The sequence below is a fragment of the Shewanella sp. LZH-2 genome, assembly GCF_016859145.1.
Classification (GTDB): domain Bacteria; phylum Pseudomonadota; class Gammaproteobacteria; order Enterobacterales; family Shewanellaceae; genus Shewanella; species Shewanella xiamenensis.
Genome location: NZ_CP069350.1, coordinates 1,089,717 through 1,108,975, shown reverse-complemented (window position 1 = coordinate 1,108,975; position 19,259 = coordinate 1,089,717). Strand labels below are relative to the sequence as shown.

General features: G+C 48.4%; 17 protein-coding genes. 10 read left to right on the top strand and 7 right to left on the bottom strand.

The features are described from left to right. Positions 1–24: 24 nt before the first annotated feature. Positions 25–333: a DUF1289 domain-containing protein gene (locus tag JM642_RS05030; RefSeq protein ID WP_037429746.1), complete on the bottom strand. Its 309-nt coding sequence runs from the start codon at positions 331–333 to the stop codon at positions 25–27. Positions 334–480: 147 nt separating this feature from the next. On the opposite strand from JM642_RS05030, the gene JM642_RS05025 reads away from it, so the two are divergent. Further along, complete coding sequence (locus JM642_RS05025) at positions 481–1,017, top strand: DUF4136 domain-containing protein (RefSeq protein ID WP_037429744.1); 537 nt, start codon at positions 481–483, stop codon at positions 1,015–1,017. 135 nt (positions 1,018–1,152) lie between these two features. Here the strand turns inward: JM642_RS05025 and cysM are convergent, their stop codons facing one another. Continuing rightward, a complete protein-coding gene (cysM, locus tag JM642_RS05020) occupies positions 1,153–2,019 on the bottom strand; it encodes a cysteine synthase CysM (RefSeq protein WP_203433737.1) in 867 nt (288 codons plus the stop codon). Between the two features lie 221 nt (positions 2,020–2,240). Here cysM and cysP point away from each other — a divergent pair, with 221 nt between their 5' ends. The 4 genes from cysP to JM642_RS05000 all read left to right on the top strand — a co-directional run bounded on the left by cysP (position 2,241) and on the right by JM642_RS05000 (position 6,274). Continuing rightward, positions 2,241–3,248: a thiosulfate ABC transporter substrate-binding protein CysP gene (cysP, locus tag JM642_RS05015; protein WP_047537360.1), complete on the top strand. Its 1,008-nt coding sequence runs from the start codon at positions 2,241–2,243 to the stop codon at positions 3,246–3,248. A 174-nt stretch (positions 3,249–3,422) separates the two neighbouring features. Continuing rightward, positions 3,423–4,268 (top strand): sulfate/thiosulfate ABC transporter permease CysT, encoded by an 846-nt coding sequence (gene cysT / locus JM642_RS05010; protein WP_203433035.1) that lies wholly within the window; start codon positions 3,423–3,425, stop codon positions 4,266–4,268. A 9-nt stretch (positions 4,269–4,277) separates the two neighbouring features. Then, the gene (gene cysW / locus JM642_RS05005) at positions 4,278–5,147 is read left to right on the top strand and encodes a sulfate ABC transporter permease subunit CysW (RefSeq protein ID WP_140906509.1); all 870 of its coding nucleotides are present in this window, start codon (positions 4,278–4,280) and stop codon (positions 5,145–5,147) included. Then, on the top strand, positions 5,144–6,274 hold the full coding sequence (locus tag JM642_RS05000; protein WP_037421366.1) for a TOBE-like domain-containing protein: 1,131 nt from the start codon (positions 5,144–5,146) through the stop codon (positions 6,272–6,274). Before cysW ends, JM642_RS05000 begins: the two co-directional genes overlap by 4 nt. A 120-nt stretch (positions 6,275–6,394) precedes the next feature. Here JM642_RS05000 and JM642_RS04995 read toward each other — a convergent pair whose 3' ends face one another. From JM642_RS04995 to JM642_RS04980, 4 genes are all read right to left on the bottom strand, one after another. Then, positions 6,395–7,540: an HlyD family secretion protein gene (locus JM642_RS04995; RefSeq protein ID WP_069454388.1), complete on the bottom strand. Its 1,146-nt coding sequence runs from the start codon at positions 7,538–7,540 to the stop codon at positions 6,395–6,397. A 1-nt stretch (position 7,541) separates the two neighbouring features. Continuing rightward, on the bottom strand, positions 7,542–7,955 hold the full coding sequence (locus JM642_RS04990; RefSeq protein WP_239000489.1) for a DUF3302 domain-containing protein: 414 nt from the start codon (positions 7,953–7,955) through the stop codon (positions 7,542–7,544). A 522-nt stretch (positions 7,956–8,477) separates the two neighbouring features. Next, entirely contained in the window at positions 8,478–8,780 is a 303-nt protein-coding gene (locus tag JM642_RS20340) for a hypothetical protein (RefSeq protein ID WP_239000488.1), read from the bottom strand. A 418-nt stretch (positions 8,781–9,198) separates the two neighbouring features. Continuing rightward, positions 9,199–10,686 carry an AAA family ATPase gene (locus tag JM642_RS04980; protein WP_203433033.1) on the bottom strand — a complete coding sequence of 496 codons (1,488 nt, stop codon included), beginning with the start codon at positions 10,684–10,686 and terminating at the stop codon, positions 9,199–9,201. Between the two features lie 216 nt (positions 10,687–10,902). Here JM642_RS04980 and purT point away from each other — a divergent pair, with 216 nt between their 5' ends. The 5 genes from purT (at position 10,903) to JM642_RS04955 (ending at position 17,824) form a co-directional block, all read left to right on the top strand. Beyond that, complete coding sequence (gene purT / locus JM642_RS04975) at positions 10,903–12,078, top strand: formate-dependent phosphoribosylglycinamide formyltransferase (RefSeq protein WP_126511768.1); 1,176 nt, start codon at positions 10,903–10,905, stop codon at positions 12,076–12,078. Between the two features lie 225 nt (positions 12,079–12,303). Next, complete coding sequence (locus JM642_RS04970) at positions 12,304–13,797, top strand: DUF3142 domain-containing protein (RefSeq protein WP_203433735.1); 1,494 nt, start codon at positions 12,304–12,306, stop codon at positions 13,795–13,797. Then, positions 13,787–16,066: a tetratricopeptide repeat protein gene (locus JM642_RS04965; protein ID WP_203433031.1), complete on the top strand. Its 2,280-nt coding sequence runs from the start codon at positions 13,787–13,789 to the stop codon at positions 16,064–16,066. Before JM642_RS04970 ends, JM642_RS04965 begins: the two co-directional genes overlap by 11 nt. Positions 16,067–16,753: 687 nt before the next feature. Next, a complete protein-coding gene (locus tag JM642_RS04960) occupies positions 16,754–17,029 on the top strand; it encodes a hypothetical protein (RefSeq protein WP_099457600.1) in 276 nt (91 codons plus the stop codon). Between the two features lie 132 nt (positions 17,030–17,161). After that, a complete protein-coding gene (locus JM642_RS04955; RefSeq protein ID WP_203433029.1) occupies positions 17,162–17,824 on the top strand; it encodes a hypothetical protein in 663 nt (220 codons plus the stop codon). Between the two features lie 440 nt (positions 17,825–18,264). Here JM642_RS04955 and JM642_RS04950 read toward each other — a convergent pair whose 3' ends face one another. After that, positions 18,265–19,218 (bottom strand): D-2-hydroxyacid dehydrogenase, encoded by a 954-nt coding sequence (locus JM642_RS04950; RefSeq protein WP_203433027.1) that lies wholly within the window; start codon positions 19,216–19,218, stop codon positions 18,265–18,267. Between the last annotated feature and the right edge of the window lie 41 nt (positions 19,219–19,259).

The following is a 19,259-nucleotide window of genomic DNA, read 5'->3' as shown; positions in this document are numbered from 1 at the left end:
TCTTATCAAAAAGGCTCATTTAGATTATTCGTCGAGAGCAAGATCGCCTAAATCCAACTCTGCGGCGGTCTGTGGCGCAAAATCAAGCTGTGGATTAAGCGCCGCTCTCTCCTGCTCAAGCGCTTGCTGACGCGCCTTATACAAGGCCAGCTCCCGCCGACGTTTCCGTTGATGACATAAACGGATCACATCATGTTTTTCTGCATCGGTAAAATGCAACCAATTAAACCGCTCATCACGACTGCGTAGGCAACCTTTACAATAGCCCCGCGCATCGGTTTGGCACACACCTATACAAGGGCTTGGAATATCGAAAAAGGCTAACTGTTCCATGATCTTGGGCTACTCTGCCAGTTTAAGTACGTAAAATGTGTGACCTTCTATACTTAACAAAAATCAAACACTTTTCACTAAATTACTTGCAGTCTTACTGTTAATCAAGGCACATTGAATACTGTTCGTACAATTTGGAGTGCAATGATGAGATACAAATACATCGCCAGTTTGTTCATCGCCACGGTCTTTTTAAGTGCTTGCAGCACTAAGCCGAAAAACGATTACGACCTCAATTATAACTTTAAGGCATTGCAGAGTTTCTCGCAGCTTGCTCCACAGCCCAACGACGATCCGCTCAGTGCCCAGCGTATTCAAACCGAAATCACCCAGCAATTAAGCCAAAAAGGCTTTACCGAAAATGCTTCTTCCCCCGATTTTAAAGTCGCCTATGGCTTACTGACCCAAGACAAGCCTAAAGACTCAGGTCTATCTATAGGCTTAGGCACGGGCAGTTTTGGCCGTTCTGGCGGCATTGGCATAGGCACCAGCGTTGGCGTGCCTCTTGGCAGTGACACAGCAAAAATTCAAACCATTCAAATTGATATTATCGATGCTAAAACCAATAAGCTGATTTGGCGCGGTACCGATAGTTTCGATTTTGATGCGGGCGGCGATAAAAAAGCCCAAGACACCGCTAAGGCGGTAAGCCGGATTTTGGCGCAGTTTCCACCGCAGCCATAATCATTGGGCCATGATGATTTAAGCGATGCTTGAAACTATGAGGGCTTAAGCAATAAGTGATTAAAATGGGCGATACACGCCCATTTTTATTGCAGAAGAAATCCCAAATGCGAGGATCAGTGGATAAAACGCGGCTTAAGAAAATAGCCCAGATGATAGATAACGGTCGCCCCTATCGCACACAATCGCAACCACAACGGCCCCCGGATTCTGCCTCGCTATCTCAAGCGCTGCAAATACCGCGCCTCCAGAACTCACGCCAGCACAAATACCTTCTTCACGCGCTAAAGTTCTTGCCATGGCTTTGGCATCTTGCTCTTCTATATCCATCACGGCATCGACACGGGCGGCATCAAAAATACCCGGTAAATATTCCTGCGGCCAGCGGCGAATCCCCGGAATAGAACTACCATCAGCGGGTTGTAGCCCGACAATGGTGATATCGGGGTTGCGGCTTTTTAGGTATTTCGACACGCCCATAATGGTACCTGTGGTACCCATGCTGGAAACAAAGTGAGTGATCTTGCCTTGGCTCTGCTGCCAAATCTCTGGGCCAGTTGTGAGAAAATGCGCATTTGCGTTATCTTGATTATTGAACTGATCCAGTACCTTACCTTTGCCTTGAGCCTGAAGATCTAAGGCCAAATCCCGCGCAGCTTCCATATTGTCCACCAGCAGCAGCTCGGCGCCATAAGCCTGCATGGCATCCTTACGCTCTTGGGTCGAATTCGACGGCATAATCAGGATCATCTTGTAGCCTTTAATCGCTGCGGCCATCGCTAAGGCAATCCCAGTGTTACCACTGGTGGCTTCAATCAAAGTATCACCAGGGGCGATTTCTTGGCGAAGCTCCGCCTGGTTAATCATATTCAGTGCGGCACGATCCTTTACCGAGCCAGCAGGATTATTGCCCTCTAGCTTTAACAGTACCGTAGAGCTCCCGCAATCCAACCGTTGCAGACGAACTAGCGGCGTTTGCCCGATACAGGCTTCAATAGTCATAAAGTCAGACACAGGGTTTATCCTTTATTTGATAAAAGCAACTCGCATAGGGATATTTTAAGGGGCTTGGCCACAACAAACACGATGAATATCACCTATGGCATACAATTAATTGCTCATAGTTATTCAAAAAAGTTCTATTTAACTAGCTTTTTATAAGTAAAAACTTCAATTACTCTATCTCTATACCCTGACACAGTTGCCAGATTAAGGAGCACAAAATGCCAGTAAAATTCACTAAGGCCCTGCTAGGAACCCTATTACTGGGCGCTTCCCTCAATGCCGCAGCCGCCGATCAGACCTTACTTAATTCCTCTTACGATATCTCACGGGAATTATTTAGTGCCTATAACCCAGTATTTGCTAAACATTGGCAAGAAAAAACCGGTAAAACGGTTGAAATCAAGCAATCCCATGCAGGTTCTTCAGCGCAGGCTCGCTCGATTCTGCAAGGCTTACCCGCAGATGTGGTGACTTTTAACCAAGTCACCGATGTACAAATTCTGCATGATCGCGGCAAGTTGATCCCTGAAAACTGGCAACAACTGCTGCCTAATGCCAGTTCACCTTACTACTCTACCATCGCGTTTTTAGTGCGTAAGGGCAATCCAAAACAAATCAGCGACTGGAATGATTTAGCTAAAGATGACGTTAAGCTGGTGTTCCCGAATCCAAAAACCTCGGGTAATGCTCGTTACACTTATTTAGCCGCCTTAGGTTATGCCCAGAAAAACTATGGAAAAGATAATCAAGCCTCATTAGATGAGTTTTTGAAGAAGTTCCTTGGTAACGTTGCCGTATTTGATACGGGCGGCCGTGGTGCAACCACGTCGTTTGTTGAACGTGGCATCGGCGATGTGTTGATCACCTTCGAATCTGAAGTTAACAATATTCGTCAGCAATATGGCGCCGATGATTACCAAGTTGTCGTGCCTAAAACCTCGATTCTGGCGGAGTTCCCCGTTGCCGTAGTAGAGAAAAATGCTAAGCGTAACGGCACGCAAGAATTAGCGACCGAGTATCTAAACTATCTTTACAGCGAAGAATCACAACGTTTGTTAGCCGGATTTAACTACCGCGTTCACAATGAGAAAGTGGTTGCCGAATTTACCAAACAGTTCCCTGCGGTTGAGTTAATGACCGTTGAGCAAATCATCGGTAACTGGGACAACGCGATGAAGACCCAATTTGCCAATGGCGCTAAACTGGATCAGTTATTAAAGCGTTGATCATCCGCTTGGGTACCTAAGTCATCAAACCTACAACCCGGGCAATGTCCCGGGTTTTGTGGTTATATCGTAATAAAGATAAACATCAGCAGTCTTTATCGCGATTGAGCAATAACGTGCTAATGGCATAATAATATTGGATTAACTCCATTAACCTTATCGGGTGGTTATTCAGTGATATTTAATAATGGGCGCTTACGCCACAAGCGGGTTTTGCCGGGGTTTAGTATCAGCCTAGGTGTGTCTTTGCTGTTTGTCAGCTTGATTCTCTTGCTCCCCACCACAGGCCTGATTATGCAAACTAGCCAGATGAGCTGGGCCGAGTATTGGGGCGTGATTACCGAGCCCCGCGTACTAGCAAGCTACAAAGTCACTATCTTGTCGGCACTGGCCGCCTCCCTATTTAACTGTCTTTTCGGGCTATTACTCGCCTGGGTATTGGTTCGTTATGAGTTTCCAGGTAAACGCCTCCTCGACGCCTTAGTCGATTTACCCTTTGCCTTACCCACAGCCGTCGCGGGTATTACCTTAGCCACTCTCTATGCTGAAAATGGTCAGATTGGTAGCCTATTGGCCGAAATTGGCATCAAAGTGGCCTACACGCCATTGGGGATTGTGGTCGCAATGATCTTCACCAGCATTCCCTTCGTAGTGCGCACCGTCCAGCCCGTATTGGAAGAGTTATCCCACGATGAAGAAGAAGCTGGCATGACCTTAGGCGCAACCGATAGCGCGGTGTTTTGGCGGGTGATTTTGCCCTCTCTGTGGCCAGCCTTAGTGGTTGGCACGGCGCTGTCTTTTACCCGCAGTCTGGGTGAGTTTGGTGCGGTGATTTTTATCGCAGGCAATATGCCCTACATCAGTGAAATCACCTCCCTGATGATTTTCGTTCGCCTACAGGAATTTGATTTTGCCGGCGCCAGCGCCATTGCCTCCGTTGTCCTGCTGACTTCGCTGTTGCTGCTACTGCTGATTAACCTGTGGCAGGCGCGTTATTTACGCCGCATTCACGGCCGATAAGGAGCCACCATGAACTCATTTAAACCTTTAAGAGTCGGTGAAGCGCCCCTGATAAAATGGAGCCTGATCACCCTTGCAGTCTTCTTGGCCATGGTGTTATTACTGCTGCCGTTAGTCAGTATTTTCCAGCAAGCCTTTGTCGGTGGCTGGGAGCGTTATATCGAGCATCTGAGCCAACCCGACTCACTCCACGCCATTGGGTTGACCCTTATGGTCGCAGCGCTGACCGTGCCGATAAACTTAGTGTTTGGGGTACTGCTCGCTTGGAGCGTGACACGCTTTGAGTTTCCGGGGCGTAAGTTACTCATTACCTTGATTGATATCCCCTTTGCCGTATCGCCCGTGGTCGCAGGCTTACTCTATCTACTGCTTTACGGCAACAGTGGCTGGCTTGGCGCTTGGCTGTTTGAGCACGATTTACAGATCATGTTTGCTTGGCCGGGCATTTTATTAGTCACCATTTTCGTGACTTGCCCCTTTGTTGCCCGAGAATTAATCCCCTTGATGCAGCAACAGGGTGCATCGGAGGAAGAAGCCGCAGTCATCCTTGGCGCCTCATGGTGGCAACTGTTTCGCCGCGTGACTCTGCCCAATATCAAGTGGGCGCTGATTTATGGGGTGATCCTCACCAACGCTAGGGCCGTGGGTGAATTTGGTGCCGTTGCCGTGGTATCTGGCAATATCCGTGGTGAAACCAACACCTTACCTTTGCATGTGCAATTACTTTACGAAGATTATCAGGCCGAAGCCGCCTTCGCGAGCGCGTCACTGCTTGCCTTGATCGCCCTATTTACCTTACTGCTAAAAGCCTTAGTAGAGTGGCGCCAACAACGCAGCTTATCCGCCAATGACAACCAAGAGCAGAGCCAATCATTATGAGTATTCGTTTAACTAATATTTCCAAAAAATTTGGCCAATTTCAGGCGCTCTCGCCGCTAAATCTGGATATTCAAGAAGGCGAGATGATAGGTCTTCTCGGCCCTTCCGGCTCGGGTAAAACCACCCTATTGCGGATTATTGCTGGCCTTGAGGGCGCAGATAGCGGCCAAATCCATTTCGGTAATCGCGATGTGACCCAAGTGCATGTGCGCGACCGCAGAGTTGGGTTTGTTTTCCAAAACTATGCCCTGTTCCGCCATATGACGGTCGCCGATAACGTCGCCTTTGGACTCGAAGTCATTCCGAAAAAACAGCGCCCGTCAAAGGCCGAAATCCAAAAGCGCGTCAGCCATTTACTCGAAATGGTGCAACTTGGCCATCTAGCACAGCGTTACCCTGAGCAGCTCTCGGGCGGACAAAAACAGCGTATCGCCTTGGCCCGCGCCTTAGCGACTCAGCCCGAAGTACTGTTACTCGATGAGCCCTTTGGCGCCCTCGATGCCAAGGTGCGTAAAGAGTTGCGCCGCTGGCTACGCAGCCTTCACGATGAGCTGAAATTCACTAGCGTGTTTGTAACCCATGATCAGGACGAAGCCTTAGAGCTTTCCGATAGAGTAGTGGTAATGAGCAACGGCCATATTGAGCAGGTCAATACCCCTATTGAGTTGTATGCCCAACCCAATAGCCGCTTTGTGTTTGATTTCTTAGGTAACGTCAATCGGTTTGAGGCAAGCTGGCAACAGAATCGTTGGACCAATGGTGACGCCTTCTTAGTGCCTCCTGAGCAAGCGCCACTGCAACAAAACGGCGCGCTCTATGTGCGTAGCCATGAGCTGGCACTGGCGGATAAACCCAATAGCCAAGCCCATATTCCTTTTACCATAGTGGCGATAACACCGGTTGGCGCAGAAGTGCGTGTCGAACTGGCACCTATCGGCTGGCAGAGTGAAGAACTGTGGGAAGCCACCTTTACCCACCACCATCTGCAAGAATTGGGGCTGCAAAAAGGCAGTGTGGTCTACGCCACCCCAAGAACGGGTTATTTCTTTGCTGAACAAGGTGATGGTTCGCCTATCCGTCAAAGCTGGCCCTTCCTGCCGCCGGGCAGCTTAGTCTTCGATATTTAATCGCAGCCAGCATTCACCTACTGCATACAACAAAAAGCGCTGACAGTCTTGTCAGCGCTTTTTGTTAACTCTAGAACAGCTTAAAACCAAATCCAAGCAAAGTGGTTAGATTCCCCCCTACTAGTGACCATCGAAGAACAAGTAGTTTAACCAGCCCTGCATCCGTAGCAGCACTTTGCGCATCACAGCGACATGGTGAAAATGTTCGCTATACACAGCCACTTGTCCAGCTACTCCAGCTGGGAATTGACGGCGTATCGCATCGTCTTCAATATCGATTAATACGATAACCCGCCCTGTTTGGAATAGCTGATTGGAAGATTGCAGCGTGCCATTCATCTGGATCTCACCCTCTGCCATCGCAGGGAGTACCTTAGCGACTTTGCCCTTAAACACTTGTCCAGGCGCCGCATCTAATACCACTTCGGCCTCATCGCCCTCCTGTAAACGCAGCAGCGAATTTTGCCAGAATGCACCGGCAAAATACCGCTGTTCATCGGGGATAAAACTCATCACCGGCCGTAAAGGTAAGGGAACCGCCATCGCCCCTGGACGCAGCGCCATTTGGGTGACAATACCATCGGCGGGCGCCCGCACAACAGTTTGCTCGAGATTATACAGTGCGCTTTCAAGATCACCCTGTAGTCCGGCAACTTTAGAATTAACCCCATCCACATTGGACTCATAGGCAAGACGTGCACGTAACTCTTCCGCTCGCGCCGCAGTAAGTTGTGCTTCAGAGGCTAAATACAATTGTTGTTTATTGTCTAATTCCAGCGCAGTAAAAGGCGAGTTCGCCCCACCTTTACGATGGCCTTGTTCATAACGGTCATAGGCTGACTTATTGCGATCTCTATCTGCGGCAACTCTCGCCACATTTGCCTTAGCGGTTTCCAATGCTGCCTCAAGTTGTGGCACCTCTTGCTCCGCTGCTAACAACGCTGCTTTTTTAGTTTTAACAACAGCTTCATAGGGCGTTGAATCAATGCGAAACAGCACATCCCCTTGTTTAATCGGCGTATTAGGTTTGACATCAACAGAAGTGACTATACCTTTCACAGCAGGCGTAATGGGAATAGTCACATAGTATTCCCGCGCAAAACGTGAATAGGGATGGTTGTAGTTCATTATCAGCAACAGCGCCCCGATAAGAATCACGCCTCCTAATACAGCGGTTGGCACTGTCCATTTGTTCATCGGGATCTTAAATACTTTAAAAATCACAATACAAAAGGAGGCATAGGTTAATATCAATAGTAAATCCATGTTATACCTCGGCTTTTGGGCTTACGACAGTGGAAGTTGCAGCATTGGTCTCAACGCTTGCTGCTGCCGGAATGGGAATAGGCGCTGATTCAAGTTGCTCAAGCTTTGCCTGTAAGGCCATTACTGTTTCCCTTAGCGCTTTAACATCATCCTCCAATGCCTGCTCGCGCTTCATCACAGTGCTAAATCCCCAGCCTCGGTCCTCTCGATACAAGGTCGCCCAAATCCATAAAAAAGGCCAAATTGCATGTAACGTGAATAAACTTACCCAGCCCGCAATATGCAATGCATCCTGCTGGGGATGATTGCGCTTTTTCGCAATTTCATAAGGGATATCGTGAATGGCAATCACGCCATAAAAAATCACCACTACGACAAAAAACAAAATACCTAAGGCAAAATAATCCAGAAACATGCTGAGCTCCCACTCCCTTCCCATTCCTTATTTCGGTAAAACATCCTTTACCAAAATCGCTCTTTGCCACACAGTGTCTTTCAATTTGAGACACCATATAGTTCTACACCAGAATGACAAATTCGCAACAAAACCATCCAAATAGCTTGATCAAAAACACAATGGTTTATTGCGATGCGACAAATGGCATCCAAGGAAAGGTGGCCAGTGTCGACAAATTACTATCGCCAAGATATGAATTATGGCTTGCCAAATACAGCAAGCGACGAGACTGGGATAGCTCAAAAGCCTAGGCCTTTATGTCTTGTATCGAAAAAAGGCTAGCGTGAGTGAGCAACGCGTAAAGTAAGCAAAGACGAGATTTGCAGATAGGTAATGTCAGCTTAGATTTCTATGGGGTTACTCCCGATGTAGAGGCGAGCAAACCAAGGCTGGATAACGATCTCACGGCTTCAGTCTGAGCATTAACCCAAGAATCACAACATCCAAGCGTTTGATTTAAAAGCTTTAACTTCAAGCGAGTTAGCATCGTTCTTGCCACTGACTTTCAACTAAATTGAACTCATAGTGGCTGTCATGGGGAGCGATATGAGCTTTTAATTTAAAGCTTTTGCCACCTGCCGCAATCCAGCACTTGGAGAACCATCCGATAAGCGCGTTGGTTGCAATCTGCCAAGGGTCAAGATCTTCATCCTTGTCGATATATTCCTCTTCAAACTCATCGGGATAGACATGGTCGATATCGAGCAAACTTGGATTGACTGGTGATGGGTATGCAGCCTTGCCATCGAGTTCCACAAAATACTCGATGTTATCTTTATCCATAAAAAATACCCGCACCGGGAATTGGGATGAAAAACGATCGACAAAGACTTCAAACGCCAGCGTGGCCACCTCTTGGGGATAATCATGCTCAATCAGTTGCTAAAGAATGGGCTGTAACTTATCGGTGAGCTTGGCTAAGTAGCCATCGACTTTTTCTGTAAACTCTTGCTCGAAACTCATCTCTATCCCTGCTTATCATGCTGTACAACACAAACGGCAAATATTACTCACACTAAAAACTTGCCATTAGAAACTGAAAAATAATCCATATCCACCAGCAAGTTAACATCGACTGTGATGATACCCAACTCTTTCCCCAACCAAAAGCCAACACTAAAATCTAAAGTCGCTTTATGGCGGATAAGAAGCGATACCCCATAAGCCGCCACATATAAATCAGCGATTACCAGCCCAATAGCTACTCATGGGCATTGACTGTGCGCCCCGCAGCCCATTGTCTTAGGGCATTAATCTTATCGCCCATCACGATGGATAAAGGTTTGGTTTTGGTCAGCTCTTCTAACAACATGTCTTGATCAAGCGTTCGCGCTAAACTGCGGGCGCTGTACATGGCGGCTATCACCGCCTGCTCGATTTCAGCCCCCGAAAACCCTTGGCTATGGCGCGAAAGCTGGGCAAGATCGAGCCGAGTCACATCGATACCACGGCGCTGGCAATGGATCAAGAAAATCGCCTTGCGTATGGCCTCATCGGGTAAATCGACAAAGAAGATTTCATCCATTCGCCCCTTTCGCATCAGCTCGGGCGGCAGGGCTTGAATATCGTTAGCGGTGGCGACCACAAACACCTCAGACTTACGCTCCGCCATCCAAGTTAATAGTGTGCCAAGAATGCGAGTCGAAGTGCCCTCATCACAGCTACTGCCGCTTAAGCCTTTCTCAATTTCATCAATCCATAGAATACAGGGCGACATCATATCGGCCAATTCGAGGGCATTGCGCAAGTTCTTTTCGGTTTCGCCTATGTATTTGTTATATAAGGCGCCCATATCGAGTCTGAGCAAGGGCCGCTGCCACACACCCGCCACCGCTTTGGCCGCAAGACTCTTGCCACTGCCCTGCACTCCGAGTAATAACACCCCCTTTGGCGCATCGGGTTGTACCGCAGCCTTGGCATCGGTGGTTACCTGCACCGCTGGCGCGCGCTGTTTTAACCATTTTTTGAGATTATGTAATCCGGCAATCTGCGAAAAATCACTGGTGTCGTACTCAAATTGCAATATGCCGTTAAGATCGAGCAACTGAAATTTAGCTTTGTTGATCAGGTCAACATCTGAGTGAGTAATGGCGCCATCATCCACAATCGCTTTATGAATCAATCGCCTGGCATCATCTAAGGTCACACCGCGCAGATTTTCCGCCAGTTTAATCACGGCTTTATCATCCACATTCAATGGCATGCCTTGGGTGCGCACTTTATCCACCTCAAGATAAATCAGGTTCTCAAGCTGCGAGGTACTCGGCAGGGTAAGCTGAAAATAGGCGCAGTAACGCTTAATTTCGGGCGGGATCTCAAAGGCATGACTCACTAGCACCAGCGTATGTTGCAGCGCATCGTATTCGAGGGCGATTTCTTTCAGCAGACGGACATTCTTTGGCGCATCAATCACAAAGGGGTGAAAATCACAGAGCACATAAATCCCCTGCTGAGTCGTCGCTTTAATCTGCCCTAGGATATCGCTAGGTTCAGTATTAAATTTCTGTGCAGGCATCGGCTTATCAACCCGCGTGAGCCCTTGGGTAATACTCCAAGTAAATAGCGGCTGATAGAGTACATTCGCGATTCGCTTAAGCATGTCAACAACACGATATTCTTCATAGGTTTCAATCACCACGATGGGCGTTTTAGAGCGTAGTACAGCGGTCAAATCGCGAATGTCTTGCATATCTTAAGTCCATAATCCGTTATGAAACCAAAAGTTAACATAAAACCAGCGAGTGAACAGGACTTTTACCATGCCAAGCACTAATCACCCTTAAATAGCTTGATCAAAAACACAGTTGTTAATTTCAGTCTCATGCTTTGCCGCCAATCGGGGTAGACTATGGCCCAAGAACGCCCCAAGGCGTCAATTATCCCAATATAAAAAGGTACCCACACCATGATAGGAACCCCCTACACCGAGGGCGCTCGACGCGCCATGTTGCTTGGCTGCGGTGAGCTAGGTAAAGAAGTCGCCATTGAGTTACAACGCTTAGGTGTTGAAGTGATAGGCGTTGATCGTTATCCCAACGCCCCCGCGATGCAAATAGCCCATCGCTCCCATGTGATCAATATGCTCGATGCCAAGGCCCTTCGCGCCGTTATTGAGCTAGAAAAGCCCCACTTAGTGATCCCCGAAATTGAAGCTATTGCCACTCAAACCCTAGTTGAGATGGAGGCCGAAGGCCTCAATGTGGTGCCGACCGCGCGCGCAACTAAGCTCACTATGGATAGAGAAGGCATTCGCCGCCTCGCCGCTGAAACCTTAGGTTTACCGACGTCGCCCTATTTCTTCTGCGACACTGAAACCGAATTTAATCAAGCGATTAGCAAAATTGGCGTGCCCTGCGTGGTAAAACCGGTGATGAGTTCATCGGGCAAGGGCCAAAGTGTTATCCGCGATACGGCTCAAAGCGCCAAAGCTTGGCAATACGCCCAAGAAGGCGGCCGCGCGGGCGGTGGTCGTGTTATCGTTGAAGGCTTTATCCCCTTCGATTACGAAATCACCCTATTAACCATTAGTGCAGTCAACGGTATCCACTTCTGCGCGCCAATTGGCCACAGACAAGAAGACGGCGACTACCGCGAGTCATGGCAACCTCAAGCCATGTCGGCCGACGTGCTAGCCAAATCCCAAGCGATCGCTAGCAAAGTAGTCGAAGCCCTCGGCGGTTACGGCTTATTTGGGGTCGAGCTATTTGTGAAGGGCAGTGATGTGTACTTCTCTGAAGTCTCGCCTCGTCCGCACGATACCGGCTTAGTCACTTTAATTAGCCAAGATTTATCCGAGTTTGCACTGCATGTCAGGGCGATTCTTGGCCTGCCGATCCCGAATATCCACCAACATGGCCCCAGCGCCTCGGCGGTAGTATTAGTGGAAGGCAAATCGAAAAACATTCGCTATCAAGGTCTTGCCGATGCCTTGGCAGCGGAGAATACTCAGCTCAGATTATTCGCTAAGCCTGAAATCGATGGTCGCCGCCGTTTAGGGGTTGCCCTCGCCCGCGATAAAGATATCGAAAGCGCAGTTAATAAAGCGCTGGATAGTGCATCTAAGGTAAAAGTGATTTTCTAGGCTTGAATGCTTAACGATTTGTCGCCAGTACCATGGCGACAATCACTGCGCCCAGCACTATTACTGGGCGCGTTATTAAGGCATTTTAGCCGAGTTAACCGCCATCTCTTATTCAGTCAAATTGATTTCGCGTCTAATGCAAAAGCCTGATGCAATCCAAGGTGGTTTTGAGGCATAGTAGCCCTCTATTTGGCACAATCCACGCTAGGCTTTTACTCTTATCCCATGGATTTACGTAGTCGTTATTCCACTCTCTTTCACTCTAAGCGCTTTCACTCTAGAAGCTTTCAGTCCAAGCACTTTGAGCCCAAGCACTCAAAATCCTTGCAAGCGATACATCGCACCCTTTTCCTTTTGCTCAGGTTATCCCAGTTACTGGCGTTATCCTTTGGCTTAGTTTTCCTTAATGCCTGTCAGCCTGCGAATCAAGATACACCGAGCATCAAAACAGCCACCACCGCCCCGCGTGAATTAACCCAAGAGGTATATGTGTGGCAGCGGCAATGGCGCGATGCCAATCAAAGCGCCTTGGTCGAAAGCCAAAACACCTTTAATGGCGTTCGCATCCTAGCATTGCAAGCCCATCCCAAACCCAATGGCGCGGATATCTGGTTTGAAGTGCAGGTCAACCATACCTGGTTACAGGCCGATCCTCGCCCTAAAGTGGCGGTGATAAGATTAGATGGCCAACTAACGCGCCTTAATAATCGCGAAGCTCTCCAAAAAATCCTCGCGCTCATTCAAGACTGGCAGGCAAAGGGCACAAGGCTTGCGGGAATTGAAATCGACCACGATAGCGCCAGCAGTAAACTCGCGGCCTATAACGCTTTTTTACGCGAGTTAAAAAGCCAATTACCCCACTCGCTAAAACTCAGTATTACTTCATTGCCCGCTTGGATGAGCAGCTCGGAGTTTCCGGCGTTGTTTGACAATATCGATGAGCTGGTACTGCAAATTCACAGTGTTAGCGACCCACGTTTAGGGCTGTTCGACGCCACTCAAGGTTGGCAATGGGTCGAGCAACTTTCACGGTTAGCTAAGGTGCCCTATCTCATCGCCCTGCCCTCCTACGGCTCGGCGGTGTATAGCACGGCAGCGGGTTATCGAGTGGAGAGTGAAGTGCCGATGCAAATGCCATTGGCAGACACTGCATCTTCGCAGCATCTCGCGCGGCAGGAGTTGATGGCCGATCCACTGGTGTTGCAGTCCTTTGTTAAAAAACTGCATACCTTTGCTGACACAAAACTTAAGGGGATAATTTGGTTTAGATTACCTCTCGAAGGGGATAAACGGGTGTGGCCACTCTCGACCCTGATTGCCGTCGCCAAGCAGCAACCGCTCGCAGCGCACATTGAGCTAGAAATCTTAAGCCAGGCTAATACCGGGTCAGCCCAACATGAGGCGCCGGGAAGCCGCTTATTTCAACTGGTATTAGTCAATAAGGGCAATCTTGCGGGCAAGTTGCCGGGCCAGTTGTCCCTAGCGGCGCAGGCGTGCAGCGGGTATGATGCCCAAAACGGTTATCAAGCCAAATTAACCCAAGGAATATTAGTGTGGCAGTTACCGCAAGCCACCTCAACGGAGCGCGCAGCCGCACCAACCTCCACGCAGTTTGCGCCGAATTTAATCTCAGCGGTCGAGCTAAGCCCAAATGGACGCAGAGTCATAGGCTGGGCACGTTGTGAGTCATTACATTTACAGGGAATTTATGCGCCATAAGTCAAATTCATTGCCAGCGAAGGCTATTCCACGCTGGAAAACCAAATTAAAACAAACCAGCCTGATTGGGTTAAGTCTCTTCTCCCCTGTGCTATTAGCCTGTGGCCCCGACTTCCCATTACAGTTGACTCAAGACAGGCAAAATAACCTAAGTTATTTACCGCAAACCAGTTTTAGCCAGCAGCTAAGCGGTTTAGCCAAACCACTGGCTTGGCAGTTTCAGGGGGCGCCAGCGGCGCAGGAGTATCTTTGGGATGAGGTGCATAGTCGCTATCTTTCTCAAACCCGCGCTTATGAAAACAGTGAGTTATCCGAGGCTCAACTTGCGCAAGTTAATAGCCTGCGTGATGCGCAAAGCTTGGCTGAGGCCGAACAAATCGCCGCGCAGTTAAAAGAGAGCTTAGCGCCCGCCTTAACGTGGTACAGCCTTGGCGCCATGGCGTTTGATGCCAAAGAGTACGATAAAGCCAGCGATTACTTTAAAAAGGTCATCGCCCTACCTGAGACTGAGCGTGCGGGTCGCAGCCTGTGGGCGCTGTATAGCTTGTCTCGTATCGAGCTGATAAAGAGCAAAACCGCCAACGATAATAGCCATTTTGTTCAAGCCAATGCTTACTTGCAGCAACTACAAACTGAGGTGACTCAAGGCGCCGCCGATCCGCTGCGCTTGAGCTTAGCCGGCCTTGGCGAACAGGCTTATATTCTGTTGCATCAAGGCCAAGCTCAAATTGAAGTCACACGCGGGGAATATGAACCGCCAAAAATTGATGTGGCCTTAAATCCCGCTACGCTGGATAAGATTATTGAGCTATATGCCACTCAATCGGCCGAGGGCGACAGCAGTGGCTATGATTCGTTATTGATGTTAAGCCGCACACTAATGGCAAAAAATCTCTTAGAGTTAAAACCCTTATTGCAGCAGCCTAGCGTGCAGCAACTGCTTATCGCCTACTGGCAGAGCAGCGCCAATGACTTCGCCTTTGATGGACAGCTTACAGAAATGGGGCAACAGGTCGCTAAGATCCTGACCATCTTCCCAACCGACGGCCTCATGCTGAGCCAAGGCGATAAGTTAGCCGCGATTTACTATCAGTTGGGCGACTATGCCAGTGCCGAGCGCCTCATTGCCCTCGCTAAACCCAGCGGACTCACTTGGTGGCTCACGGCAAAATTAATGATGCAAAAGGGTGATCAAGCCCAAGCCGCTAAGGCCTATGCCGAAGCGGTGCGCCATTTCCCAACAGATATGAACGCCGCTACGGCAACTACCAGCCAACAGGATGCCCAACAACAGGCTATTGAAGCCGATGCAGAGCAAGCCACCTATTGCCGTATTCGCGCCGAGCAGGGCGTGCTATCCCTTGAGCGGGGCGAATATGTCGATGCCCTAAACCAACTGTTCGCCAGTGGTGATGAGTATTGGCAGGATATCGCCTACGTAGCCGAGCGCGTGCTCACCACCGCCGAGCTTAAGCTGTTTATCGACGAGCATGTGCCGGTAATGAACTTCGAGTATCCCAAGGACAGCGATTGGTACGACAGTGTCGAGCCACTAAACAATCGCCTGCGTTACTTACTGGGTCGTCGCTTACTGCGTGAAGGCGCGATTGCCGAAGCTCCTGCTTATTTCAGTAATCCCACACTCAATACTAACGTGCAAGACTATGGCAAGGCACTGACCACAGCCAAGAGTAGCAAGGGCATTGAGAGTGCCCGCGCCTATTGGACTGCCGCAGAACTCGCGCGTCATCAAGGCATGGAAATCTTAGGCTTTGAATTAGCGCCGGATTATTCGATTTACGCCGGGATGTTCGACTTAAGAGATTGGTATGCTGCGGATAAGCTCAGCGATAAAGAGCAGCAACGCATCAGCGCCAGCCAAGCGATTCCCGATAAACGTTTCCACTATCGCTACCAAGCTGCCGAGCTAGCAAGCAAGGCCGCCGATCTCGTGCCCCACAACAGCCAAGCCTATGCAGCGCTATTATGCCAAGCCACAGGATGGGTGTTATATCGCGATGATGAACTCGCCCAACGCTACTATAAAAAATACGTCGCCAACGGCCCCTTTGTGCCTTGGGCCGAGAATTTTGGTACGCAGTGTGAAACCCCAGACTTTGACCGCGCCGTCGAACGGGAAAAAGCCAACCAAATCGCCGAGTGGAATGCGATTTACCACAAACTGAAAAAGCCTGTGGCCGTTAGCGTTGCCATCATCGCCGCCCTACTCGGCGCTTACGCGTGGCGCAGAAGAAAGCGTAAACAGTAAAAACACAAAGCGCCTTTCTTATATTCCCAAAGAAAGGCGCTAAAGCTAACAGCCTGATAATTTGTCATTAGGTATGCAGGAGGAATTGTCACTGTTTCCCCAGTGACACGCCGTGAATATGTCCCTATAGGCTCGACGGCGGCATCTGCAACACATGGAAGTGTAAATGCCGCGTTCACATGGATGTGAAAGAGCGGCCATGCCGCCAACGGTAACAGTTGCAACAATGCCAACCCTAACTATCCCTCTAGCTGCTCGTTCAGCTAAAAAGATATTGCCCCATTTCGTGTTTCGCCTCGTTAGCTCAACCGAAAATTCTCACTCCTGCTGCCATACAAATTTTTATCTATTTGCCTATGTTTTGCCTTACCAGAAATCGACATAACAATGTATGGGTATACAGTCATATTTAAATTTAGGTATTTTTGTATGATTTTAAGACAAGAGCATTGCGCACCAATTCCATCTGAAACAAGAAAAACTCTATAAAATCAATTGACTATAGAGGTTGAGTTTTAGTTAATAGGTTTGAAAAACGCGCATGCGCGTTTTTCCAGATGGTATATTTAATAGAATGCTGATAAGTTCTTTGCATACAGATAGTTAACTGTGCGCGTTTTCACTGGTCTAACGAGGTAAACGCGCATGCGCATGAATAAAATGTTATGAACTTAAAAAGGATTGAGCATGTCCAATAAAATGGAAGCTAATGAACTAGAAAGCTTAGACGTTAATGGCGTCGGTCACGTTACTTCGGGCATGCAACTAGAACACCCAGTTTTTGGTTTGGGCCAAGTAGAAGCAATCTTTAAGTTTGTTAAATCCGGCGAAGTAACAATACGAATAAATTTCGAAAAGCATGGTTCAAAAGCATTGGCGCCAGAGTATGCAAATCTCTCATTACCAAAACCTAAAACACAAAAATCCTCACTCATCTCTAAGCTATTTGGGCGGGATAGATAAATGCATAACAAGGCGTTCAACCGGACAGCAAACAGTCGCTTCGTTTTGCGCATGGGCTGCGCCCATTTTATGCGCTCAACTACGCTTTGTGTTTGCTGCCAGTTAACTTGGTGTTATGCATAGAAGCAGAGTATGGAAATAATCTACACGTTAATACAAGAAAATCCTCAGTTTTATGCTTGGGCATTCGGGGTTATTAATATTCTGTGGGGTGTCTTCCTCTATTTTAATAAACAATCACACGAGAGAAAGCTTAAGCACCTAGAGCAGGATATAAAATATGGCTTTGATCGACGCTTAAAAATATTTGACCTAAAAGCGACTCAGTATAGCCAGTATGTAACTGATTTAGATTCACTTGGGAAAAAGAACCAAGTTGAAATCCCTGCTAAAATGCAACCAATCTTTCAAACATACTTTACTGAGTACTTAAGCGCTTCGGAATCGGGAGATTCCCAAAGAGTAAACGAAGTCATAACGTGGTTTAGCTCTGAGATTCAATCATTGATGAATGAGGGGCTCAAAGACGTAATGAAGCTTAAATATGAATCCAACCGCCTAAAGCTTATTGCAACAGATGAAATGCTAGTTACTTTCGAAGCAATTGAAAATTTAAATCAACAAATATTTGATATCACCAATGAATACATGACTAATTTTACCGACATCGTGAAAAATCAAAAAGAGGAAGAGACAGCTTTGTTTCAATCTAAAGCGGCCAGCCTAGGTGAAGAGTTACAGAAATATTCACGACAGCTACTATCTCAAATGCGCAAGGAAATTATAGAGATCTAATGCATAACAAAGCTGTCATAGGGACATTTTTTGCTTCGTTCCGTTTTGGGGTGGCTTCGCCATTTTACCCCAAAACTCCACTACACAAAAAATGCCCCATACAGCGGCGTTATCTCCATAGAAATTTTAATCCGAAACTCAATAATTAGAGTTGGGAATCTAACATGCTTTTGTCCCAAAAGCGTGCTATGTATTTCTTTAAAACTTACAGATTACGCCGATGCTAAATAGGTGAGCCATGGAGGTTTGCGAGACGACCGTCCGCCCCATGGACGGGGCGGTCGAGCATCCAAGGACGGACTTGCTGCGTGTCGGTGAGCGAATGCCATGGCGCACCTATCAGTTGGTGCCAACATTTTTAACTACCTACGATCCCTGCATAATTTACGCTGGAGTAGCAGCCTATTCCCTTTAAACAGGAACAAGCTAACCCATAAGCCTTAGGGATTCACCCAATTCACTCGATCGCCAGCTAAATAAGCGCTGAGATTTGCCGTCGCGATATTGAGTAGGTTTTGACGCGCCTCTTTGGTTGCCCAAGCATTGTGTGGGCTGATACTGATATTGGGCGCTGTTAGTAGCGGATTATCCGCGCTCGGTGGTTCGGTTGAGAGAACATCGACGCCGGCAAAGACTTTGCCCTGCGTTAATGCGGCCGCCAGCGCCGCCTCATCGATTAAGCCGCCGCGTGCGGTGTTGATCAGTAGCGCCTGCGGCTTCATTAATTCAAGGGTTTGGGCATTAATCAGCTCGGTGGTTTCAGGGGTAAGTGGACAGTGGAGCGAGAGAATATCGGACTCCTTAAATACCGTATCGCGGGATGTCCAACTCACGCCTTGAGGCAAATCGCTAGGTTCAGTGCGGGTATTTACTAATACCTTCATGCCGAAAGCTAAAGCGAGTTTAGCCACCTGCTGACCAATATCCCCATAACCAATTAAGCCTAAGGTTTTGCCTTTGAGGGATTGCAGCGGCATTAAGGTAAAACAAAAGTCACTGCAATTGCTCCATTGCCCTGCGGCAACGGCTTGATGGTGCGCCGCAACCGCTTGCGTGTGATGCAAAATATGGGCAAACACCATTTGTGCGACGGCATCGGGACCATAGGCGGGCACGTTGGTAACCACTATGCCTAACTCTTTTGCGGCGGCAAGATCTACCACGTTAGTGCCGGTGGCGAGCACGCCGATATATTTAAGCTTAGGCAGTTGGGCTAAGGTGTTGGCATCGAGGGGCGTCTTGTTGGTGAGCACGATCTCCGCATCCTGAGCACGGGGGATAATCTCCGCCGAGGGCGTGCGGGCAAAACAGCTAAATTCCCCTAATGCGCTGACCGCTTGCCAGGTTAAATCCCCTGGATTTAAGGTTTCACCATCGAGTACGACTATTTTCATCTTTACCTCTTAACTGCGTTTGCGCCTTGCCCATAAAGCAG